Origin of the sequence: Microbacterium sp. Leaf161 (assembly GCF_001423645.1) — a bacterium.
GTDB classification, from domain to species: domain Bacteria; phylum Actinomycetota; class Actinomycetes; order Actinomycetales; family Microbacteriaceae; genus Microbacterium; species Microbacterium forte.
Map to the genome: position 1 here is coordinate 1877567 of NZ_LMOW01000001.1, position 21842 is coordinate 1899408.

Annotated in this window: 18 protein-coding genes; 6 read left to right on the forward strand and 12 right to left on the reverse strand. The window is 69.1% G+C overall.

Going from position 1 to position 21842, the window contains the following annotated elements; all coding sequences use genetic code 11:
• Window positions 1–27: 27 nt before the first annotated feature.
• Window positions 28–624, reverse strand: a complete 597-nt coding sequence (locus tag ASF87_RS09085) for a TetR/AcrR family transcriptional regulator (protein ID WP_056375574.1) — start codon at window positions 622–624, stop codon at window positions 28–30.
• A gap of 92 nt (window positions 625–716) precedes the next feature.
• Between ASF87_RS09085 and ASF87_RS09090 the strand changes: the two genes are divergently transcribed.
• Complete coding sequence (locus tag ASF87_RS09090; RefSeq protein ID WP_056375575.1) at window positions 717–3005, forward strand: glycoside hydrolase family 3 C-terminal domain-containing protein; 2289 nt, start codon at window positions 717–719, stop codon at window positions 3003–3005.
• 76 nt (window positions 3006–3081) lie between these two features.
• Here the strand turns inward: ASF87_RS09090 and ASF87_RS09095 are convergent, their stop codons facing one another.
• The 4 genes from ASF87_RS09095 to ASF87_RS09110 form a co-directional block, all read right to left on the reverse strand.
• Window positions 3082–4191, reverse strand: coding sequence for a mandelate racemase/muconate lactonizing enzyme family protein (locus tag ASF87_RS09095; protein ID WP_056375576.1), 1110 nt, complete (start codon window positions 4189–4191; stop codon window positions 3082–3084).
• The gene (locus ASF87_RS09100; RefSeq protein WP_056375577.1) at window positions 4188–5096 is read right to left on the reverse strand and encodes an NAD-dependent epimerase/dehydratase family protein; all 909 of its coding nucleotides are present in this window, start codon (window positions 5094–5096) and stop codon (window positions 4188–4190) included. The genes ASF87_RS09095 and ASF87_RS09100 overlap by 4 nt, the downstream gene beginning before the upstream one ends.
• On the reverse strand, window positions 5093–6421 hold the full coding sequence (locus tag ASF87_RS09105; protein ID WP_056375578.1) for a Gfo/Idh/MocA family protein: 1329 nt from the start codon (window positions 6419–6421) through the stop codon (window positions 5093–5095). The genes ASF87_RS09100 and ASF87_RS09105 overlap by 4 nt, the downstream gene beginning before the upstream one ends.
• Window positions 6422–6506: 85 nt before the next feature.
• Window positions 6507–7520 carry a LacI family DNA-binding transcriptional regulator gene (locus tag ASF87_RS09110; RefSeq protein WP_056375579.1) on the reverse strand — a complete coding sequence of 338 codons (1014 nt, stop codon included), beginning with the start codon at window positions 7518–7520 and terminating at the stop codon, window positions 6507–6509.
• Window positions 7521–7593: 73 nt separating this feature from the next.
• On the opposite strand from ASF87_RS09110, the gene ASF87_RS09115 reads away from it, so the two are divergent.
• The gene (locus ASF87_RS09115; RefSeq protein ID WP_235558911.1) at window positions 7594–8640 is read left to right on the forward strand and encodes a M24 family metallopeptidase; all 1047 of its coding nucleotides are present in this window, start codon (window positions 7594–7596) and stop codon (window positions 8638–8640) included.
• A 107-nt stretch (window positions 8641–8747) separates the two neighbouring features.
• Here the strand turns inward: ASF87_RS09115 and ASF87_RS09120 are convergent, their stop codons facing one another.
• Window positions 8748–9755 (reverse strand): LacI family DNA-binding transcriptional regulator, encoded by a 1008-nt coding sequence (locus ASF87_RS09120; RefSeq protein ID WP_056375580.1) that lies wholly within the window; start codon window positions 9753–9755, stop codon window positions 8748–8750.
• Window positions 9756–9905: 150 nt separating this feature from the next.
• On the opposite strand from ASF87_RS09120, the gene ASF87_RS09125 reads away from it, so the two are divergent.
• From ASF87_RS09125 to rhaS, 4 genes are read left to right on the forward strand one after another with little or no spacing between them, the layout of a single operon-like run.
• Window positions 9906–11435 carry a sugar ABC transporter ATP-binding protein gene (locus tag ASF87_RS09125; protein WP_056375581.1) on the forward strand — a complete coding sequence of 510 codons (1530 nt, stop codon included), beginning with the start codon at window positions 9906–9908 and terminating at the stop codon, window positions 11433–11435.
• Window positions 11432–12463, forward strand: a complete 1032-nt coding sequence (locus ASF87_RS09130) for an ABC transporter permease (protein WP_042537024.1) — start codon at window positions 11432–11434, stop codon at window positions 12461–12463. The genes ASF87_RS09125 and ASF87_RS09130 overlap by 4 nt, the downstream gene beginning before the upstream one ends.
• The gene (locus ASF87_RS09135) at window positions 12460–13512 is read left to right on the forward strand and encodes an ABC transporter permease (protein WP_056375582.1); all 1053 of its coding nucleotides are present in this window, start codon (window positions 12460–12462) and stop codon (window positions 13510–13512) included. The genes ASF87_RS09130 and ASF87_RS09135 overlap by 4 nt, the downstream gene beginning before the upstream one ends.
• A gap of 55 nt (window positions 13513–13567) precedes the next feature.
• Window positions 13568–14617, forward strand: coding sequence for a rhamnose ABC transporter substrate-binding protein (rhaS, locus tag ASF87_RS09140; protein WP_042537028.1), 1050 nt, complete (start codon window positions 13568–13570; stop codon window positions 14615–14617).
• Between the two features lie 217 nt (window positions 14618–14834).
• Here the strand turns inward: rhaS and ASF87_RS09145 are convergent, their stop codons facing one another.
• The 6 genes from ASF87_RS09145 to ASF87_RS09170 all read right to left on the reverse strand — a co-directional run bounded on the left by ASF87_RS09145 (window position 14835) and on the right by ASF87_RS09170 (window position 21806).
• Window positions 14835–16232, reverse strand: a complete 1398-nt coding sequence (locus tag ASF87_RS09145; protein ID WP_056375583.1) for a rhamnulokinase — start codon at window positions 16230–16232, stop codon at window positions 14835–14837.
• Window positions 16229–18265: a bifunctional rhamnulose-1-phosphate aldolase/short-chain dehydrogenase gene (locus tag ASF87_RS09150; protein ID WP_056375584.1), complete on the reverse strand. Its 2037-nt coding sequence runs from the start codon at window positions 18263–18265 to the stop codon at window positions 16229–16231. The genes ASF87_RS09145 and ASF87_RS09150 overlap by 4 nt, the downstream gene beginning before the upstream one ends.
• Window positions 18262–19116 carry an alpha/beta hydrolase gene (locus ASF87_RS09155; protein ID WP_056375585.1) on the reverse strand — a complete coding sequence of 285 codons (855 nt, stop codon included), beginning with the start codon at window positions 19114–19116 and terminating at the stop codon, window positions 18262–18264. Before ASF87_RS09155 ends, ASF87_RS09150 begins: the two co-directional genes overlap by 4 nt.
• 76 nt (window positions 19117–19192) lie before the next feature.
• Complete coding sequence (rhaI, locus tag ASF87_RS09160; protein WP_056375586.1) at window positions 19193–20359, reverse strand: L-rhamnose isomerase; 1167 nt, start codon at window positions 20357–20359, stop codon at window positions 19193–19195.
• Window positions 20356–20748: an L-rhamnose mutarotase gene (locus ASF87_RS09165; RefSeq protein WP_056375587.1), complete on the reverse strand. Its 393-nt coding sequence runs from the start codon at window positions 20746–20748 to the stop codon at window positions 20356–20358. Before ASF87_RS09165 ends, rhaI begins: the two co-directional genes overlap by 4 nt.
• Window positions 20749–20840: 92 nt before the next feature.
• A complete protein-coding gene (locus ASF87_RS09170) occupies window positions 20841–21806 on the reverse strand; it encodes a serine hydrolase domain-containing protein (protein WP_056375588.1) in 966 nt (321 codons plus the stop codon).
• Window positions 21807–21842 lie beyond the last annotated feature (36 nt).

A 21842-nucleotide genomic window follows, 5' to 3' on the forward strand; every position in this document is an offset into this window, starting at 1 on the left:
GCCGACCGCACGGACCATTCTCCGCGTTCAGCGCGTAGGCGTCTCCGGCTGATCGGTCGGCGGGTAGAGCACGTCCATGAGGGCTCCGATGATGCCCGGCATGTCGACGGAGCGGTCGATCATCCACTGCAGCTGCAGCCCGTCGGCGACCGCCTGGATCACCCGTGCCATGGTGTCCGGGTCGAGTGTCGCCCGGTGGGCGGCGTCGTGGACGAAGCTGTCGGTGATGCTCTCGCGGAGCCGTTCGCTGCGCTCGAGGAAGTACTGATGGGCCGGATGTGCGGGGTCGACGGCGTCGACCGAGAGGCGTGAGAACAGTTCGACGACGCCGGGGACCTCGGTGTTGTGGCGGATGACATCGATGAACGCGGACTTGCTGTCGGCCGGATTCAGCGTCTGCGGCATCATGCCGTCATGCTCGTCGCGCTTGCGCAGCACTTCGGTGAAGAGCTCCTCCTTGCTGCCGAAGTAGTGCAGGAGCGCAGCGGGGGTGACGCCGACCAGCTCGGCGATCTGCTTGAGAGAGGCATTCTGGTAGCCCTTGCGGCCGATCACATCGAGAGCGCTCTCGAGGATCTCCTCGCGTCTGGCGACGCCCTTCGCGTATGAACCTCGTCGTGCCATCCCTCGAGAGTAATCCTGAACAACGTTTGAAATCCAATACTTACTGGCATATAGTTTTCGCAGGACACCGCCGTCGCCGCGAAAGGAACATCATGACCGATACATCGGCATCCGATCTCACCCTCGAAGAGAAGGCATCGCTCACCAGCGGTGCGGACTTCTGGACGACGAAGGCCATCGACCGCATCGGTCTGCCGTCGATCATGATGACCGACGGCCCGCACGGCCTGCGTAAGCAGGCAGGCGGCACCGATCACCTCGGTCTCTCGAGCAGTGTGCCGGCGACCTGCTTCCCGCCCGCCGTCGGCATCGGCTCGTCGTTCGACCCCGAGATCATCGAGCGCGTCGGCGCGGCCATCGGTGTCGAGGCGGCCATCGAGGACGTCGCCATCGTGCTCGGCCCCGGCATCAACATCAAGCGGTCGCCCCTGTGCGGTCGCAACTTCGAGTACTTCTCGGAAGACCCGATCGTCTCGGGGATCCTCGGTGCAGCCTCGGTGCGTGGCGTGCAATCGCAGGGCGTCGGCACCTCGCTCAAGCACTTCGCCGCCAACAACCAGGAGTTCGATCGCATGCGCGCGAGCTCCGACGTCGACCCGCGGCCGTTGCACGAGATCTACCTGCGCGGATTCGAGCGCGTGGTCAAGGATGCCGCGCCGTGGACCGTCATGTGCTCGTACAACCGCATCAACGGGGTCTACGCCTCGGAGGACCCGTGGCTGCTCACACAGGTGCTGCGCGATGACTGGGGCTTCGACGGCGTGGTCGTCTCGGACTGGGGTGCTGTGAACGACCGCGTGGCTGGCGTCGCCGCCGGTCTCGACCTCGAGATGCCGTCGTCGGGCGGGCGGACGGGTGCTCAGCTCGTGGCTGCGGTGCGTGCCGGCGAGCTCGACGAGAGCGTGCTCGACACCGCAGCCGACCGTGCGATCGATCTCGTGCGCAAGGCGCAGCGGCGCCCGGCCGTCGCAGGCCCCCTCGACGTCGACGCGCACCATGCGCTCGCGAGGGAAGCGGCCGGACGCTCGATCGTGCTGCTGAAGAACGACGGCGACGTGCTGCCGCTCGCCGCCGACCAGAGGATCGCCGTCATCGGAGCCTTCGCGACCGAGCCGCGCTTCCAGGGAGCCGGATCCTCGCTCATCAACCCCACCCGCGTCGACACTGCGTGGGACGAGCTGCGTGCCGTAGGTGGAGAGAACGTCACGTACGCCGCCGGCTTCGCGGTCGAGGGCGGCGACATCGCGGCATCCGGCCGTTCGGCCGACGACCTGCGCGCCGAGGCCGTCGCCGCCGCGTCCGCAGCCGACGTCGCCGTCGTGTTCCTCGGTCTCCCCGCTGCCGAGGAATCCGAGGGCTTCGACCGCGAGCACATCGATCTGCCCGCTGCGCAGCTGGAGGTGCTCGACGCCGTGATCGCGGCGAACCCCACCACGGTGGTCGTGCTCTCGAACGGCGGCGTCGTCGCTCTGCCGTTCGCCGACCGGGTGCCGGCGATCGTCGAGACCTGGCTGCTCGGACAGGCCGGCGGCGGCGCTGTCGCCGACGTGCTCTACGGAGCGGTGAATCCGTCGGGAAAGCTCACCGAGACCGTTCCGGTGCGGCTGGAGGACAACCCCTCGTTCGGCAGCTTCCCCGGTGAGTTCGGTCACGTCCGCTACGGCGAGGGCGTGTTGGTCGGCTACCGCTGGTACGACGCGAAGGGCCTCGACGTCACCTTCCCCTTCGGGTACGGCCTCTCGTACACGACGTTCTCGTATGGCGAGGCGTCGGTCGCGGCGAGCGAGAGCGGCGACATCGTCGTGCGGGTCGATGTGACCAACACCGGAGCCCGCGACGGCCGCGAGATCGTGCAGGTGTATGCGGCCCCGGTCGCCTCCGTCGTGCAGCGCGCGCCCCGCGAGCTCAAGGCCTTCGCATCGGTGGCGCTCGCTGCGGGTGAGACCCGTACTGTCGAGCTCGTCGTGCGCCGAGAGGACCTCGCCTATTGGGACGTGCGCGTCGACCGCTGGATCGTCGAGAGCGGCGAGTACAGGGTCGAGGTCGCCGCGTCGAGCCGCGACATCCGTTCTTCCGCGACCGTGCAGGTCGAGGGCGATGCCGTCTCGCTTCCCCTCACGATGAACTCGTCGATCGGCGATGTCCTCGCGCACCCCGTAGCTGGCCCGATCGTCATGGGCGCCCTCGGCGGATTCCTGGGAGAGCTGACCGGTGCGGACTCGTCGGCCGCCTCGATGATGCCGAACGACGAGGCGATGCAGAAGATGATGGCGTCGTTCCCGATCGGCCGACTGATCGGATTCCCCGGTGTCGACGTCACGCACGAGCAGGTCGAGCAGCTGCTCGAGGGCGCGAACGCGGGAGTGCTGACGCCGGCCTGATCTCAGACCGTCCGAACGACGAAGCGCCCTCTCCGTCCTGCGACGGGGAGGGCGCTGTCGTGCGCGGGGCTGTGCGTCAGGTCGTCAGGTCGCGTCCAGCCTCGTCTCCGAGAACGGGGGAGAAGCGGATGCCGAGGCCGTGATGCTCGTTCTCCGTGAGGAAGCCGTCGGCGACGGTCACGGGCGAGGGATCGGCCAGAGCGCCGAGCGCACCGAATCCGGCATCCTCCACATCCTCGACCAGTGGTTCGAACGCGGTGTCGGGCAGCGTCAGGGCGAGCTGGCCCGAGAGCTCTGGCAGCAGGTGAGGATGCAGGGCGACGCCATGCGAGGCGGCGAGCCCGGCGATGCGGAGCAACGGGGTGATTCCGCCGACGCGCACGATGTTGGGCTGCACGATCTGCGCGGCGCCTGCCCGGAGGAAGTCTGCGAAGCGGTGCACCGTGTGCAGGTTCTCGCCGACCGCTATGGGCACGTCGATGCGACGGGCGAGCTCGGTGTGGCCGATGAGGTCGTCGGCCCGCAGCGGCTCCTCGATCCAGGCGAGATCGAAGCGCGACAGTGCGTCGATCGACGTCGTCGCGCGGTCGAGATCCCAGCGCTGGTTCGCGTCGATCATCAGCGCGCGATCGGGTCCGAGCAGCGCGCGCACGGCGGCGACGCGCTCGATGTCCTCCGAGAGATCGGGCTTTCCGACCTTGATCTTCACGGCATCGAACCCCGCATCGATCCAGCGCTGCACCTGGGCGAGCAGCTCTTCGAGCGGGTAGTGCAGGTTCACGCCCGATCCGTAGGCGCGCACGCGCTCACGGCGGCGGCCGATCAGGCGCGACACCGAGGTGTCGGCAGCGCGCGCCTCGGCATCCCACAGCGCGAGGTCGAGCCCTGCCAGCGCGATCGTCGTGATGCCACCGCCGCCCGCTTCGTGCAGGTGCTCCCACAGGCTCTGCCAGGCCTCGCAGGGAACAGCGGGTCGACCCACGGAGGCGGGAGCGATGTCGTGCTGCAGCAGCGACTGCACTGCGGGTGCGCCGATCTGCGGGCTCCACGAGAAACCCCATCCTTCGCCGCCGTCTGAGCGCACGACGTGGGTCGCGATGATTCCGAGCGACGTCACGTCGGCAGCCCACGGACGCGTCAGCGGCACCCGCTGGAGACGCGACGTCAGACTCCGGATGGTGGTCACAGCAGTGCGCGTCCTGCGGCGAGCTCTGTGCGCCAGGTGCGCGCGGCGCGCCAGCCGAGCAGGCGAGTCGCTTTGGCGGAGGAGAACGCGGGCGCAGTGCGGGTGAGCTCGGCCGCCGCCCGCGCGGTGCCGGGGTGGAACTGCGGCAGCAGCTCGCTCAGCGGGCGGCGGGCGAGCGCGTCGTCGGCGCCGACGAAGAACCGCTCGCCGTTCGGGATGTCGTCGAGGGCGTCGAGCAGGGCGTCTGCGAAGGCTGCGACGTCGCGGGCATCGATGTAGTTGAAGAGCGCCGGTGCCGACAGGGCGGGGTCATCGAGGCGTTCGAGCACGGTGTGCCCCTGCTGGGTCGGAGCGCCGGCCCATTCCTCGGGGGCGATCACGTAGCAGGGGCGGAAGGATGCGAACCGCACGTCGTCGCCCGCCTGGCGCCGCAGCATGTCGATGGTCTGCTCGATGAGCAGCTTCGACAGGGCGTAGGCGTTCCACGGTTCGGTGGGCGACGTCTCGTCGAGGGGGAGGCGCTCGGGAGTCCAGCCGCGGGGTGCGCCGTAGCCGATCACCGTCGGGCTCGACGCTGCGACCACGCGGCGGATGCCTGCACGCACGGCTCCGCCGAGCACCGACTGCGCGAGGGCGGCGTTCGTGCGCAGGATCACGTCTTCCGGTGCGCTGAAGGGCACCGCGATCGCCGCGAGGTGGATCACCACGTCAGCTCGTGCGCTCGCGAGCGCCGACGCGGTGGCATCCGCATCGGTCAGATCGAGGGAGAACTGAGTGATCCCGGCGCGGTCGAGGTGTGCGATCGGCTCTCTGTCGACGGAGATGAGCTCGTGTCCGGCATCCGCGAGTCCTGTCACGAGCGTGCGCCCGAGTCGCCCGGACCCGCCGGTGACGACGATCCTCATCGGCGTGCGAGCAGGGCGATCCCGAGCTCGTCGACCCTCACGGGGAGTCCGGTCTCGAGCGAGCGGTTGCCCGCGATGCCGACGGCGATGGAGCGGATGCCGTCTGTCCAGTCCGCCGGCCGCGCGAGCGGGTCATCGCCTGGACCGTCGAAGACATCGGACAGGAGCAGGGCGTCGCCGCCGCCGTGTCCGCCGTCGCCGCCGTCGATAGGCACCTCGTAGGCCGCTTCCCAGTGCCGCTGCACGAGAATGCGCTCGCCTTCAGGGCGCAGTGCGCTGGCGCCGTCGCCGCCCGAGAGGCTCGGGTCGATGTGGGGATGCAGGCCCTCGCCGGCCAGCACGGCTCCGCGTTCGACGACCTCGAGCTCGACGCGGCCGAGCGTGCCGTTGACGGCGACGCGATAGCCCTCCCACGGCGAGTGCGCGTTCAGCGAGTACGACATGGTCGCGCCCGAGACGTAGTCGACGACGAGCGCGAGGTTGTCCTCGATCGTGATGCCCGCGCTGAACACATCGAGATCGCGCACGTAGCCGTCGTGCTGCTCGGCGTCGAGGTAGAGCGCGGTCAGGCGTTCGTCGGTGCGGAGGTCGAGTTCGAAGAGGTCGCCCCCGTCGTGGGTTCCTCGCGCCGGCCGCTCGCCGAGGCCGCGGCCGGCCGCATTCTCGGCGCCGTAGAAGCGCAGACCGCCCGATGCGTAGACACGGGTCGGCTGCGAGCGGATCCACCAGTTGACGAGGTCGAAGTGATGGCTCGACTTGTGCACGAGAAGACCGCCCGAGTTCTTCTTGTCCCGGTGCCAGCGGCGGAAGTAGTCTGCGCCGTGGTTGGTGTCGAGCATCCACTGGAAGTCGACGGAGGTGACCTGCCCGATCGTGCCGTCCTGGATGATCCGGCGCAGCGCGCTGTTGCGGGGGGAGTACCGGTAGTTGAACGTCAGCACCACCTGGCGGCCGGTGCGTTCGACGGCCTCTTCGATGCGGGCCGCGCTCGCCGCGTCGATCGTCAGCGGCTTCTCGACCACGACATCGGCACCGGCCTCGAGCGAGCGGACGATCAACTCGGCGTGCAGATCGTCGCGCGAGCAGATGATGACCCGGTCGACGCGTTCGTCGCGGATCACCTGTTCGAGCTCGTCGGGGGTCGCGAGCCGGGGAGCGGAGGCGCCTGCCTCGACGGCGCGTTCTGAATGGAAGGCGGCGCGCACGGGGTTGGGCTCGACGATCGCAACCAGTTCGGCGCGGTCCCGGTGCGCTCCGGTGATCGCATCGACATACATCTGCGCGCGGACTCCGGCACCGGCCAGGGCATAACGGGTCTTCGTCATCGTGATCCTTCTGTGATCTCGAACTCAGGAAACGTTTTCTCGACGATAGCACAGGGCGGAAGCCGAGCACTCGGACGGAGGCGGCTCAGTCCTCGCGCGGGGCGGAGGTGCTTCCGCGCACGACCAGGGTCGGCGTCAGCGTGAGCGCCGGAGTGGGTTCGCCGCCGGTGAGTTGGGCGTGCATGGCGGCCCAGGCTGCTGCGCCGAGATCCACAGCCGGCACCGCCGCGGTCGTGAGCGGCGGCGACGTGTAGGCGGCGGACGGGATGTCGTCGAAGCCGGTGATCGACAGCTGGCCCGGTACCTCGACTCGGCGCACGGTCAGCGCCGAGAGGAGGCCCATCGCGACGAGGTCGTTGTAGGCGATCACGGCGGTCGCACCGCTCGCGAGCACCTGATCGGCGACGGCCGTGCCGCTGTCGAAGTCGACCCCCGCGGTGATCTCCTCGACCTCGAGCCGGTCGAGCCGGTCGAACCCGGAGACCGCTGCGGCGATCGCATCCTGTCGCGCCTTGTGCGTCACGCTGCGCGTCGCTCCGGCGAGATAGACCAGCCGGCGGTGGCCGAGAGACGTCAGATGGTCGACGATCTCGCGCATGCCGGAGCCGTAGTCGGCGCCGACGACGGGAGCGCTGATCTGCGGTCCGCGGTTGATCACGACGGCGGGGGAGAGCGCGGGCAGCAGCGTCGCGAGCTCCTCTTCGGGCATTCGAGGAGCGCACAGGATCACGCCGTCTGTGCGCAGCCGTGTCGCCCTGGCGAGCGCGTGCTCCTCGTCGAGATCTTCGCGGGAATCGGCGACGAGCACGTGATAGCCGTCTGCGGTGGCCGCGCGGCTGAGCCCGCGGAGGATCGCCTGGAAGGTCGGGTTCTCGAGATCCGGGATGACGACCGCGACCGTCTGGGTGCGGCCGAGCACCAGACTCCGAGCCACCGGGTTCGCGGTGTAGCCGAGTTCGGCGGCGGCGGCCCGCACTCGCTCCGCGAGAGCGGGGTCGACAGTGGGGTTTCCGTTCATCGCTCGCGACACGGTCGACAGCGAGACGCCGGCGAGCTTCGCGACGTCGGTGATGCCGGGGCGAGAGGATTCGCGTGCCATCAGCATCCCTCCATTCCGCGATCGGTCACGGCTGTCGTCATACTACGAGAAAACGTTCTACGAGGAGGGTCGCGTGGCCGGAGCATCCGAAGATCGCATCGAGAAGCAGCAACGTCTCGCGCGAGTGCGGCGCGACGTCGATGGTGCGACGCTCGTGCTCACCTCGCACGAGGCGGTGTCGTGGTACCTCGAGGGAGCGCGCACGCATGTGTCGCTCGCGGGTCCGCCGGTGCTCGCGGTGCGCGCGGAGACGCACGGAGATGTGCTGTTCGTCGCCGCGAACGAGGCGGATCGACTGATCGCCGAAGAGCTGCTGCCGGAGGATGCCGAGCGCGTGGTGCGGGTGCCGTGGTGGATCCCGCCGTCGATCGCGGCGGCCGAGCGGTCGGGCGTTCCGGAGTCGCAGGTGGCGGCAGAGCTCCGCGCAGCGCGAGCGCGGATGCTGCCCGCCGAGACCGAGAGGTACCGAGTCCTCGGGCGCGAGACGGCCCAGACCTTGACCGATGTGCTGGGCCGCGTCGGGTCGGATCAAACCGAGCGCGCGGTCGCGGCGATGGTCGCCGCGGAGTTCGTCGCCCGGGGGATCGATCCGCTCGTCGTGCTCGTCGCCGGCGCTGATCGCGGTGCGTTCCGGCATCCGCTTCCGACCGCGGGCGTGCTCGGAGATCGGGCCATGGTCGTGGTGTGCGGTCGCCGCGACGGGCTGATCGCCAACGCCACCCGCTGGGTCGGATCGCCGGTCGACGAGGAACCGCTGCTCGGCGTGGAGCGTGCTTTCCTCGACGCGTCGGCGCCGGGCGCTCGCCTCGACGGGGCGTTCGCCGCGGGCACGGCGGCGTACGCCCGCTTCGGCTTCGACGCCGACGAGTGGCAGCGGCACCACCAGGGTGGGCCGAGCGGCTATGCCGGGCGCGACCCCCGCGCTGCGGCATCCACGGTCGATCGTCTCGTCGAGAACCAGGCGTTCGCGTGGAATCCGACAGTACCGGGGCTCAAGATCGAGGACACCATGCTGCGTACAGCGGAGGGCTGGGAAGTGCTGACGGTCGACGACCGCTGGCCGTCCGTCGAATATGAGGGACTGCGGCGTCCGGTCGCGAGGGCGTACGGGCCTCGGTGAGGGCGACTCCTGCGGGACCATGGCTGCTGATCATCCGCGTGTCAGGCGGCAGCCAACCGGGAATCGGTCAGCCATCCGTCCCGCAACGCTGCGCCGCGGACGGACCGTCAGCCGCTGGTCGAGCTGCGCACGATCAGCTCGGGCGGGAACACGGTCTGCCGGGGGATGCTCTCAGGGTCGGCCGCCTCTTCGAGCACGATCCGCAGCGCGGTGCGCCCGATCATGCGGCTGGGCTGGCGGATCGATGACAGCGGGACTGCGGCGGCCGCGGCGAACGGGTTGTCGTCGAAGCCGATCAGAGCGATCTCCTGCGGCACGAGCAGGCGTCCGCCGGCCACGAGCGACTGCAGCAGGCCGAGGGCGAGCAGGTCGTTCGCGGCGAAGAGCGCATCAGGCCAGTCGCGGCGCGGGCGGGTGAGCAGGCGCGCGCCCGCAGCGACACCCTCTTCGACGGTCATCGCCGCGGTCGGCACGACCTCGAGCTCGACGTGCACGGCCGCGTTCTCGGCCGCGGCACGAGCGCCGGCGAGACGGTCGGTGACCTGGCGCATGTCGAAGGGGCCGCCGACGAAGGCGATGCGCCGCCGACCTCCCTCGATCAGATGCTCGACCGCGAGTCGTCCGCCCGCGACGCTGTCGACCGAGACCGACGAGAACCCGCTGTCGGCGCTGAACCGGTCGACGAGCACCGTCGCGATGCCGCTCGCGCGGAACCTGCGCAGCTGCGTCATGACGTCGCCGTAGGGGGCGATGAGCAGACCGCGCACCTGCTGCTCGCGGAACAGATCGAGGTAGACCTTCTCCCGCGAGGGGTCGTCGTCGGTGTTGCCGTAGAGGATCGCGATGCCGTGACTGGATGCCTCGTCCTCCGCCCCGCGCACGACGTCGTTGTAGAAGGGGTTCTGGCCGTCGAGCACCACGAATCCCACGGTCGTGCTGACACCGGCTCGCAGCTTGCGTGCCGCGTCATTGCGCACATAGCCGAGTTCTTCGATCGCCTGCGTGACGCGTTCGACCGAGTCGCTGGAGACCTCGTCCGGCCGATTCAACACGTTCGAGACCGTGCCGACGGAGACGCCCGCACGGACGGCGACATCGCGGATGCTGATCGGCATTCGGCTGTCCTCTCGTCGTCGGGCGGATCACGCTTCGGCATCGGGGGTTGACCTGAGACCGGCATCACATACACTAGCCTGAAACGAGCTTGAATCGATTCAGGTAAAGTTCATTCCGATCATCATCCCCCTCAACGGAGAGGAAAGCCAGTGGTAGACGCAGCCTCCGCCCGCAGCGCTCCCCCCACCGCGCTCGAGCTGCATCGGGTCGTGAAATCCTTCGGCCCCGTCGTCGCGCTCCGCTCCGGCAGCCTGACGCTCCGCCCCGGTTCCATCCACGCCCTCATCGGCGAGAACGGAGCGGGCAAGTCCACGCTCGTGAAGATCATGGCCGGTCTCTACCGTCGTGACTCGGGGGACTTCCGCCTGCACGGCGAAGACGTCGACTTCACCAGCACGGCCCAGTCGAAGACCGCAGGCATCGCGGTCATCTATCAGGAGCCGACGCTGTTCCCCGATCTCTCGGTGACCGAGAACATCTTCATGGGGCGTCAGCCCACCGGACTCCTCGGACGCATCGACCGCAAAGCCATGCGCACCGAGGTCGACCAGATCTTCCGTCGCCTGGGAGTGACGCTCGACCCCGACCGCATCACCGAGGGTCTCTCGATCGCCGACCAGCAGATCATCGAGATCGCCAAGGCCATCTCGCTCGACGCGAGCGTGCTGATCATGGACGAGCCGACCGCGGCGCTCAGCGGCGTCGAGGTCGACCGTCTGTTCGCCGTCGCCCGGAGCCTCCGCGACGAGGGCCGTGCGATCCTCTTCATCTCGCACCGCTTCGACGAGGTGTTCGACCTGTGCGACACGGTGACCGTGATGCGCGACGGCGCCTACATCGACACGACCCCGATCGCCGAGACCACGGTCGACGACCTGGTCAGGCAGATGGTCGGTCGCGACGTCACCGAGCTCTTCCCCAAGCAGGAGGCCGCGATCGGCGAACCGCTGCTCGAGGTCACCGGCCTCACCCGCCCCGGCGTCTTCCACGACATCTCCTTCACCGTTCGCGCGGGCGAGATCGTCGCCCTGGCCGGCCTCGTCGGGGCAGGGCGCTCCGAAGTCGCCCGAGCGATCTTCGGCGTCGATCCGTACAGCGACGGAGAGGTGCGGATGCTCGGCGCAGGCGTCGCACGCCGCAACCCCACCGCGGCGATGCGCAGCGGCCTCGCGCTCGTGCCCGAGGACCGCCGCAAGCAGGGGCTCGTCATCGATGCGGGTGTCGGCGGCAACATCACTCTCGCGATCCGTCGGCGCCTGTCGAAGTGGGGTCTGATCACCAGCGGCATCGAGAACCGTGCGGCGAAGGAGTGGGCATCGCGCCTCGAGGTCAAGACGCACGCGCTCGACACCGTCGCAGCCACCCTCTCGGGCGGAAACCAGCAGAAGGTCGTGCTGGCCAAGTGGCTTGCAACCGACCCGCGGGTGCTGATCATCGACGAGCCGACACGAGGCATCGATGTCGGCACGAAGTCCGAGGTGCACCGCCTGCTCTCGCAGCTCGCGGGCGAGGGCCTCGGGATCCTGATGATCTCGTCGGAGCTCCCCGAAGTCCTCGGCATGGCAGACCGCGTGCTCGTGATGCGCGAAGGGCGCATCACCGCCGAGATCTCCCGCGACGACGCCACCAGCGAGAACGTCATGTTCGCCGCCACCCACTCATCGGAGCTGCAGTCATGAGCCTCACCACCGCGCCGGCGGCCGCCGCTCCGGCGATCGCCAAGAAGCCGGGCGGCATCGGCCGTGCACGGGAGTTCGGCATCCTCGCCGCCCTCGTGCTCGTCGTGATCGCCGCCACGGTGAAGAACCCCAACTTCCTGTTCAGCGCCGACGGCTGGCGCGACCTGCTGCTGACGCCGTCGATCCTCATGCTCGTCGCGGTCGGCCAGGCCATCGTGATCATCACCCGCAATGTCGACCTCTCGGTCGGCTCGGTCATGGGCCTGACGGCATATCTCACCGGACGCCTCTTCGTCGACGTGCCCGGCATCCCGATCGTCGTCGTCGTGATCGCAGCCGTGCTGCTCGGAGCCTTCCTCGGTCTCGTGAACGGCGCCCTGGTCGCATTCGCCAAGGTGCCGGCGATGGTGATCACACTCGGCACGCTCTATGCCTACCGCGGCATCAACGTGCTGTGGACCGGCAGCGACCGCATCAACGCCTCCGACATGCCGAAGGACTTCCTCGCGCTCGGCACCCAGCAGATCCTCTTCATCCCGGTGCTGTCGATCGTCGCGGTGATCGTGCTCGCACTGGCCGCCTGGTATCTGCGCAACACCAGGGGCGGCCGCGAGTACTACGCGATCGGATCCGACCCCTCGGCCGCCGAGCTCTACGGCCTCAAGGTCACCCGCCGGGTGCTCTCCGCGTTCGTGCTCTCCGGCGCGCTGGCCGGGCTGGCCGGCGTCTTCTACGCCGCGCGCTACGGATCGATCAGCTCACAGGCCGGCAGCGGCTGGGAGTTGGATGCGGTCGGCGCGGCCGTGATCGGCGGCATCGCGATCACCGGCGGTGTCGGCACGGTCTGGGGTGCGGCCATCGGCGCCATGCTCCTGATGACCATCAACCGCGCACTGCCGATTCTCGGCATCCCCGACTTCTGGCAGCGCGCCGTGGTCGGTGTGCTCATCATCGGGGCCATCGTGCTCGACCGGGTGCTCGCGGTCAGACAGAGACGCCAGCTCATCGAGGCGAGGGACGAATCATGACCACGACAACGACGACGACGTCGACGCGCGTCATCCGCGACTACGACCGGCCCCTGTGGCGTCGCATCTTCGTCAACCGCGAGTTCGCGATCATCGCGCTGCTCGTGCTGGTGGCGATCGTCGCGGCCGTCACGATCCGCGGCTTCGCGCAGCCGATCACGGCGAACTACCTCCTGCTCGATGTCGCGCCCATTCTGCTGATCGCGCTGCCGATGACGCTCGTGATGATCACCGGCGAGATCGACCTGTCGGTCGGCTCCATGGTCGGACTCGCCAGCGTCGTGACCGGTGTGCTCACCGAGTCGGGGGCGCCGTTCGAGGTCGCGGCCCTGGCGGCGCTGCTGGTCGGAGTCGTGGGAGGGGCCTTCAACGGCTTCCTCGTCACGGTCGTCGGCCTGCCCTCGCTCGCCGTCACGATCGGCACGCTCGCGCTCTTCCGTGGCCTCGCGGTCGGCCTGCTCGGCACCACCGCGGTCACCGACTTCCCGGAGACGTGGACGGCGCTGGCGAAGGCGAAGATCGCCGGCACGACGATCCCGTACATCGTCATCCCGTTCCTGATCCTGCTGGTGCTGTTCGCGGTGCTGCTGCACTTCACCCCCTTCGGTCGGGGCATCTTCGCGATCGGACTCTCGAAGGACGCGGCGCGTTTCTCGGGCGTCGATGTCGAACGCACGAAGTTCATCCTGTTCGTGCTCTCGGGTGTCGTCGCCGCGTTCGCCGGCATCTTCTACACGCTGCGGTTCGGCAGCGCCCGCGGAGACAACGCCACCGGCCTCGAACTGCAGGTGATCGCGGCCGTCGTGCTCGGCGGAGTCTCGGTCTTCGGCGGGCGGGGTCACCTGCACGGCGTCGTCGCCGCGGTGCTCCTGATCGGGGTGCTCGGCAGCAGCCTGCGCCTCGCCGGCGTCACCTCCGACGTCATCAACATCATCACCGGCGGTCTGCTGATCTTCTCGGTCGTCGCAGCCAGCGTCCTCGCCTGGGCGCAGCGCGTCAGGTCGAAGGCCGGCCCGCCCCTCCGCGTAGCGGCCTCTCCCGCACCATGAGGCAGCCTCTCATCGTCGGCACCCGCCAGCGGTGATCATCACGAAAGGAAGAACAATGACGTTTGCACGCAAGAAGATCGCGGGGTTCGCGGCGGTCGCCGTGGCCGCAGCGCTCGTGCTGAGCGGCTGCGCCGACACCAGCGGCGGCACCGGCGGCTCGGGTTCGGGCGAGGGCGAAGGCGGCGGGTCCGACAACCTGTCGATCACGTTCCTGCCCAAGAACCTCGGAAACCCCTACTTCGACACCTCGAGCGAGGGCGGCAAGACGGCCGTCGACGAGTTCGGCGGTACGTTCGCCGAGGTCGGCCCGGCCGAGGCCACGCCCGACGCGCAGGTCAGCTACATCAACACCGCGACGCAGCAGGCCGTCGGTGCGCTGGTCGTCTCGGCCAACGACCCCAAGGCGATCTGCGATGCGCTGAACGAGGCTCGCGACGCCGGCGTCAAGGTCGTCACCTTCGACTCCGACACGAACCCCGAGTGCCGTGACCTGTTCATCAACCAGGCCGACTCCGAGGGCATCGCCAAGGTGCAGGTCGATCTGATAGCCGACCAGATCGGTGGAGCGGGCGAGGTCGCGATCCTGTCGGCATCCGCCAACGCGACCAACCAGAACGCGTGGATCGAACTCATGGAGGAGTACGTCGCCAGCGAGTACCCCGACATCACCATCGTCGAGACCGTCTACGGCGACGACGACGACCAGACGTCGTTCGACAAGACTGCGGCCCTGCTGCAGAGCCACCCGAACCTGAAGGGCATCATCTCGCCCACCACGGTCGGCATCGCGGCTGCCGCGCGCTACGTCTCGACCTCGGACTACAAGGGCAAGGTCGCGATCACCGGTCTCGGCACCCCGAACCAGATGCGCGAGTACGTCGAAGACGGCACCGTCACCGCGTTCGCGCTGTGGAACCCGGCCGACCTCGGCTACCTGGCGGCCTTCGCGTCCAAGGCGCTGATCGAGGGCGAGATCACCGGCGAAGAGGGCGACACCTTCGAAGCCGGCGAGCTCGGCGAGTACACGGTCGGCGCCGACGGCGTCGTGCTGCTCGGCGACCCGTTCGAGTTCAACGCAGAGAACATCGGCGAGTTCGACTTCTGAGTCGGGTTCGTCGGGGGCGTCGGGCTTCGGCCCGGCGCCCCTTTCGTGTGCCGGGGGCAGGGCGCAGCTCTCCGCCCGTCCTGCGAGTGTCCCGCGCGACACACGTGCATGCCGAAAGCACGGATGGATGCCGAGAAAGGGTGTTCTCGGCATCCATCCGTGATCCGGGCAGCCGACTGCGCACAGTGGCGTCAGCCGCCCGAGAGGTGCGAGCGGGTCAGCGCGGGTCGAAGCGCTCGGGATCGTGGGTCGCGGCGACGAGCGCTCGCAGCTCCTGGAGAGACGAGGGGGCGGCGCCCAGAGCGCGCGCCTGCACGAGCACGTTGCCGAGAGCGGTCGCCTCGACGGGGCCCGCGAGCACCGGAAGGCCGGTGCGATCAGCCGTCGCCTGGCACAGCAGGCGGTTCAGCGAGCCACCTCCGACCAGGTGGATGCTGTCGAGTTCGCGCCCTGACAGATCGGATGCCGTCTGCACGGCATCCGCGAACGCTGTCGCGATCGACTCGACGATCGACCGTGCGAACGCTGGCCGTGACGACGGCGCTTGCGCACCGAGCAGCGCCGCGATGCGCGCAGGCATGTCGCCAGGAGCGCCGAGGGTGGGGTCGTTGGCGTCGAAGATCGGCACGTCGCCCGTGACCGCGGATGCCGCAGTCAGCAGCTCGGACAGGTCGATCGACGTTCCGTCTTCCGTCTCCCACGCGCGCACGGTCTCGCTGAGCAGCCAGAGCCCGGTGACGTTGTGCAGGAACCGGTAGCGTCCGTCGACGCCGAGCTCGTGCGTGAAGTTGGCCTCGCGCGCAGCATCCGTCAGCACCGGCTCGGTCAGCTCGACACCGACCAAGCCCCAGGTGCCGCACGAGATGTACGCGGAGTGCGGGGTCGACAGCGGAGCGGCGACGACGGCGGATGCCGTGTCGTGCGAGCCGACCGCGATCACGGGCAGCTCCTTGCCGACGCGTTCAGCGAGCTCGGGTCGCAGGGTGCCGATCGTCTCGCCCGGATCGACGAGCGTCGGCAGGATGCTCGACGGGATGCCGAGGCGCTCGGCCAGCTCGCTGTCCCACTCGCCCGATCCGACGCCGAGCAGTCCGGTGGTCGAGGCATTCGTGCGTTCGGCGACGGACGTTCCGGTGAGCAGGAGGGCGATGAGGTCGGGGATCAGCAGCGCCGTGTCGGCGTCGGCGAGACGCGCGTCGACGCGGTACTGGTAGAGCGTGTTGAACGGCAGGAACTGCAGTCCGTTGCGCTGGTATAGCTCGGCGAAAGGCGCCTCGGCGTGCACCTCCGCGACGCCGCGCACGGTGCGGTCGTCGCGATAGTGGAACGGCTCAGCGAGAAGCTCGCCGTCCTTCACGAGGCCGTAGTCGACGGCCCACGAATCGATGCCGATGCTCTCGATGCCCGGCTCGCGACGAACGGCCTCGGCGAGGCCTGCGACGACATGCTCGTAGAGAGCGCCGAAGTCCCAGTGCAGTCCGTCTTCGCGCTCGACGGGCCCGTTCGGGAACCGTGAGACGAGCTCGAGGTCGAGCCGGCCGTCGCCGATCCGCCCGATCATGACGCGACCGCTGGTCGCCCCGAGGTCGACGGCGGCGACGGCGCGGACAGTCATCGCAGGAACGCCGCGGCGACGCCGGAGTCGACCGGGATGTGCAGACCGGTCGTGCGGCTGAGCTCGGGGCCCGTCAGCACATAGACGGCATCCGCGACGTTCTCGGGAACGACCTCGCGCTTGAGGATCGTGCGGTTCGCGTAGAACTGGCCGAGGTCCTCTTCGGCGACGCCGTAGGTCGCGGCGCGGTTCGCACCCCAGCCCGAGGCGAAGATGCCAGAGCCGCGCACGACGCCGTCGGGGTTGATGCCGTTGACGCGGATGCCGAACTCGCCGAGCTCGACGGCCAGCAGTCGCACCTGGTGGGCCTGGTCGGCCTTGGTCGCCGAGTACGCGATGTTGTTCGGGCCGGCGAAGACGGAGTTCTTCGACGAGATGTAGATGATGTCTCCGCCGAGCTTCTGGTCGATCAGCACGCGGGCTGCCGCCTTCGACACGAGGAACGAACCCTTGGCCATGACGTCGTGCTGCAGGTCCCAGTCCTTCTCGGTGGTCTCGAGCAGCGGCTTCGACAGTGAGAGTCCGGCGTTGTTGACGACGAGGTCGACGCCGCCGAACGCGAGCACGGCGTCGTTCAGCGCGGCCTGGATCGCATCGGCGTCGGCGACGTTCGCCGCGACGCCGATAGCGACGTCGGTGTTGCCGAGCTCGGCCGCGGCGGCCTGGGCCTTCTCGAGGTCGAGGTCGGCGATGACGACGCAGGCGCCCTCGGCCGCGAGGCGGGTGGCGATGGCCTTGCCGATGCCGCTGGCAGCCCCGGTGACGAACGCGATGCGGCCCTGGTGCGACTTCGGCTTCGGCATGCGCTGCAGCTTCGCCTCTTCGAGCGCCCAGTACTCGATGTCGAACTTCTCGGCGTCGGAGATGGGGGAGTAGGTCGACAGCGCCTCGGCCCCGCGCATGACGTTGATCGCGTTGACGTAGAACTCGCCGGCGACGCGGGCGGTCTGCTTGTTCGCCCCGTACGAGAACATGCCGATACCGGGAACGAGCACGATGAGCGGGTCGGCACCGCGGATCGCCGGAGACTCAGCCGTCGCGTGCGCGTCGTAGTAGGCCTGATAGTCGGCGCGGTACTCGGTGTGCAGCTCGTGCAGGCGGGCGATCTGCTCGTCGAGGGATGCGGTGACGGGCAGGTCGAGGATCAGCGGCTTGACCTTGGTGCGCAGGAAGTGGTCGGGGCAGCTGGTGCCGAGAGCGGCGAGCTCGGGGGCCCGGTCGGAGGCGAGGAAGTCGAGCACGACGTCGGAGTCGGTGAAGTGGCCGACCATCGGCTTGTCGGTCGACGCGATGCCGCGGATGGTGCCGGCGAGGGCGGCGGCGCGCTCACGGCGCTCAGCTTCGGGGAGGGCCTCGAAGTCGGCACGGACACCGCCGAACGGGTCGGCCTTGCCGTTGGCCTCGATGTAGGCGGCGGCGGTGTCGATGATCCACAGCGAGTTGGCCTCGGCCTCCTCCGACGTGTCACCCCAGGCCGTGATGCCGTGTCCGCCAAGAATGGTGCCGATCGCCTGCGGGTTCTTCGCCTTGATCGCGGCGATGTCGAGTCCGAGCTGGAAGCCCGGGCGACGCCACGGCACCCACACGACCTTGTCGCCGAAGATCTTCGCGGTCAGCTCTTCGCCGTCTGCGGCGGTGGCGATCGCGATGCCCGAGTCGGGGTGCAGGTGGTCGACGTGTGCGGCATCGACGAGGCCGTGCATCGCGGTGTCGATCGACGGGGCGGCGCCGCCCTTGCCGTGCAGGCAGTAGTCGAACGCGGCGACCATCTCGTCTTCTCGGTCGAGGCCGGGGTAGACGTCGACGAGCGCGCGCATGCGGTCGAGGCGCAGCACAGCCAGGCCCTGCTCCGTGAGGGTCCCCAGGTCTCCGCCCGATCCCTTGACCCACATCAGCTCGACCGGCTGGCCCGTGACCGGGTCGGTCTCGGTGCCCTTGGCCGACGTGTTGCCGCCCGCGTAGTTGGTGTTCTTGGGATCGGCGCCCAGGCGGTTCGACCGCTCGATGAGGGCGGCGGCGGTGGGATTGGTCATGACTGTTCCTTGTGCTCGGGAGACGTGGCGAGGATGCGGGCGGCGAAGCGATCGATCGATGCGGTCGCCGCCGCGAGTTCTGGCTGGTTGAGGTGGCCGTGGCGGGTGCCGGGCTCGGTGGAGATGTCGAGGGCGATGCCGGCGTCGCGCAGCAAGGCGCCGAACGCCTCGCCCGAGACGCGGAGCTCGTCGACCTCGCCGTTGATCATGATCGTGGCGGGGAAGTGCGAGAGCTGGGCGGGGGATGCCGTGCCCGGAACGGCGTAGACCTCGGTAGCCGAGACCGGGCCTCCGAGATAGTTCTCATACATTCCACGCACGGCCTCGGGGCCGAAGGTGTCTGCCTCGGGGTCGGCATCGAGTGCGGCGCGAAGTGCGGCATCCGGTGCGCCCTGCACGGCATGCAGCGTCGGGTATGCGAGCACTGCGAGTGCCGCGAAAGGGCCTGCGCCATGGCTGAGACGGAGTGCCGCACCGGTCGCGAGGTTGCCGCCGGCACTCGCACCGCCGATCGACCACGGGCCTTCCGCGAGATCGGAGGCGACTGCCCAGCGGAACGCGTGCTCCACTTCGTCGGAGGCGACGGGGTAGTGCACGCCTTCGCGTTCGGGTGCGTCCGCCGCAGCGGCCCAGACACGAGGGAACGGAGCGAGGGCGTAGTCCACCGAGACCACGACGATGCCGCGATCGGCGAAGCTCCGTGCGACCCAGTCGGCTTCGGGCATGTCGATCTCGCCCGCGGCGAATCCGCCGCCGTGCACCCAGACCAGCCCGGGCCCCGCGGGGTTCTCCGGCTCGTACACGCGCACGCGCAACGGTCCATGCGGACCGTCGAGCACCTGGTCTCTCACAGCGTCATCCGTTCTGTCGATGGGACGTCGGGGCGCGGGGATCGGCTCCCGCACCCCGACGAGTCAGGATGCGCGCTCAGGCGCCCCAGCCGGCCTGCACGCCGCCGACGCGGTCGGCAGCGATCTTCTGCTGGTAGCCCGACTCGGCGTAGGCCTTCATCGGGTCGGCGGCGAGTCCGCGCGACTCGCGCCACTCGGCCAGGGCCGGGCGTACATCGGTGTAGAACGCGTCCATGAACACGGCGTTGGCGGCAAGAACGTCGCCCGACTTCTGCGCGGCGGTCAGCGCATCGCGGTCGACGATCAGCGCGCGGGCCGTCATCTCCTGCACGTTGAGCACCGAGCGGATCTGACCGGGGATCTTGTCTTCGACGTTGTGGCACTGGTCGAGCATGAACGCCACGTCGGGGTTGTTCAGGCCGCCGCCGCGGACGACCTCGAACAGGATGCGGAACAGCTGGAACGGGTCGGCCGCGCCCACGATCAGGTCGTCGTCGGCGTAGAAGCGCGAGTTGAAGTCGAACGAGCCGAGCTTGCCCAGGCGCAGCAGCTGCATGACGATGAACTCGATGTTCGTGCCGGGGGCGTGGTGGCCGGTGTCGAGGCACACCATGGCCTTGTCGCCGAGCGACGAGACCTGGGCGTACGACGTGCCCCAGTCGGGAACATCGGTGTGGTAGAAAGCCGGCTCGAAGAACTTGTACTCGAGCACGAGGCGCTGGTCGTCGCCGAGGCGCGCGTAGATCTGCTGGAGTGACTCCTGCAGGCGGTCCTGACGGCCGCGCAGGTCGGCCTGGCCCGGGTAGTTCGAGCCCTCGGCGAGCCAGATCTTCAGGTCGCGGCTGCCCGTGGCATCCATCACATCGATGCAGGCGAGGTGGTGGTCGATCGCCTTCTGACGGATCGTCGGGTCCTCATGGGTCAGGGCTCCGAACTTGTAGTCATCGTCCTGGAATGTGTTCGAGTTGACCGTGCCGAGGGTGACGCCGAGGTCTTCGGCGTGCTTGCGGAGGTCGGAGAACGAGTCGACGAGGTCCCACGGGATGTGCAGGGCCACCGAGGGGGCGAGCTCGGTGTACTTGTTGACCTGCGCGGCATCCGCGATCTTCTCCCACGGGTCGCGCGGCGTGCCGGGCGTGCCGAACACCTTGAACCGGGTGCCGGAGTTGCCGAACGCCCAGCTGGGGAGTTCGATGCCCTGCTGCTCGAGAGCGGCGAGGTTGTCGGACGAGAGGATGCTCATGAGGCGCTGCCTTCGGTGTCGTTGCGGTTGTCGGTGTCGGGTTCGGGGGAGCCGCCGGCGTCGGCGAGCTGGTCTTCGAGGTGGAACACCTCGGTGAGCGCGGTGGCTGCCTGGTCGGGGCGGCCCTCGAGATCGACGAAGAAGCGCCCCATCTCGGCCTCCCAGCGCGCGGCGACGGGGGATGCGGCGAGGTAGGCCTGCGCTGCGGCATCGTCGTCGGTCTCGTAGTAGCCGACGAGCGTGCCGCCCTCCGCCAGGAACAGCGAGTAGTTGCGTCGGCCTGCGGCCGCGATCTCGGCCAGCATCTCGGGCCAGACGGGGGAGTGACGGGCGAGGTATTCGTCGAGCAGTTCAGGACGCACCTGCAACTGGAACGCGACGCGGGTCATGGGCGGTCTCTCTTCATCGAGGTTTTGAATCGTTTCATTCAACGTCTCAACACTAGACAGAGCCGATGGCCGTGTCAAGTGAAGGTCGGCGGCTACAGGGCCGCGACGATCGCGTTGTCGAGCTCGTCGGCGTTGACGCCGGGGCGCACCGCCGCGTTCGTGAGCAGCACCCAGCAGATCCCCGCACCGGGGTGCACCCAGAACTCGGTGCCGGCCCAGCCGCCGTGGCCGTAGACGTCGCGGTCGACGAGCCCGGGCGCCCGCGAGCGCAGGTTGAACGTGAACCCCCAGTCCTGGCCGCGCCCGTCGGGGTAAGGGTCGAGGCGGGGGATGTCGCCGGTCAGCGGGCGCAGCATCATCGCCAGGCCCGCGGGAGACAGGATGCCGTCGCGCTCGCCGCGGCCGATGCGCAGCAGTTCGGCGCCGAGATGGAGCAGGTCCTCTGCGCGACCCAGCATCCCCGCGCCGGGCGCTCGCGTCGCGTGGAACCGGTCGAGGTCGAGCCCGCCCGCCGCGGCATCAGGGACGCCGACCGACTGCGCGGTGTCGAGGGTCAGTCCGATCGCGCCGATGCGGTGGGCCCACTCGAGAGTCCCGGCATCCCACGTCGTGTCGGTCGCGTGTTCGATCAGCGCGGCGATGCCCTCGAAGGCGATCGTCGAGTAGCGCGAGGCTGTTCCCGCAGCGAAGTCCCGCCCTCTCGTGAGCAGCTCCTGGCGCAGGGGCAGAGCCGTGTCGAGGGCGGGCTCGGAGATCCCGGAGGTGTGCGATGCGAGGTGCCGGAGTCGCACGATGTCGTCGCGGGACGATCCGAAATCGGGCAGCGCATCAGTGAGGGGAGTGTCCGGTGTGAGCAGACCGCGCTCGATGGCTCTCGTCGCGGTGATGCCGGTGAGCACCTTGGTGATCGAGAACAGCGGGTACACGGCGTCGGTCGCTGCCCCGAATCCCTCGAGGTCGACGATCCCGTCGGCGGTCGCCATGCCGAGCACCGCTGTCGGCAGGTGTTCCGCCCGCACGTGACGGCGCGCCCAGTCGAATGCTGCGTCGAAGGTCATGTGTGCTCCTGCCGATTCGGGGGTCGCGCTTCCGTG

Coding starts and splice junctions, on each gene's coding strand:
- ASF87_RS09085 (WP_056375574.1), bottom strand. CDS start 624: ATGGCACGACGAGGTTCATACGCGAAGGGCGTCGCCAGACGCGAGGAG.
- ASF87_RS09090 (WP_056375575.1), top strand. CDS start 717: ATGACCGATACATCGGCATCCGATCTCACCCTCGAAGAGAAGGCATCG.
- ASF87_RS09100 (WP_056375577.1), bottom strand. CDS start 5,096: ATGAGGATCGTCGTCACCGGCGGGTCCGGGCGACTCGGGCGCACGCTC.
- ASF87_RS09105 (WP_056375578.1), bottom strand. CDS start 6,421: ATGACGAAGACCCGTTATGCCCTGGCCGGTGCCGGAGTCCGCGCGCAG.
- ASF87_RS09110 (WP_056375579.1), bottom strand. CDS start 7,520: ATGGCACGCGAATCCTCTCGCCCCGGCATCACCGACGTCGCGAAGCTC.
- ASF87_RS09120 (WP_056375580.1), bottom strand. CDS start 9,755: ATGCCGATCAGCATCCGCGATGTCGCCGTCCGTGCGGGCGTCTCCGTC.
- ASF87_RS09130 (WP_042537024.1), top strand. CDS start 11,432: ATGAGCCTCACCACCGCGCCGGCGGCCGCCGCTCCGGCGATCGCCAAG.
- ASF87_RS09135 (WP_056375582.1), top strand. CDS start 12,460: ATGACCACGACAACGACGACGACGTCGACGCGCGTCATCCGCGACTAC.
- rhaS (WP_042537028.1), top strand. CDS start 13,568: ATGACGTTTGCACGCAAGAAGATCGCGGGGTTCGCGGCGGTCGCCGTG.
- ASF87_RS09145 (WP_056375583.1), bottom strand. CDS start 16,232: ATGACTGTCCGCGCCGTCGCCGCCGTCGACCTCGGGGCGACCAGCGGT.
- ASF87_RS09150 (WP_056375584.1), bottom strand. CDS start 18,265: ATGACCAATCCCACCGCCGCCGCCCTCATCGAGCGGTCGAACCGCCTG.
- rhaI (WP_056375586.1), bottom strand. CDS start 20,359: ATGAGCATCCTCTCGTCCGACAACCTCGCCGCTCTCGAGCAGCAGGGC.
- ASF87_RS09165 (WP_056375587.1), bottom strand. CDS start 20,748: ATGACCCGCGTCGCGTTCCAGTTGCAGGTGCGTCCTGAACTGCTCGAC.
- ASF87_RS09170 (WP_056375588.1), bottom strand. CDS start 21,806: ATGACCTTCGACGCAGCATTCGACTGGGCGCGCCGTCACGTGCGGGCG.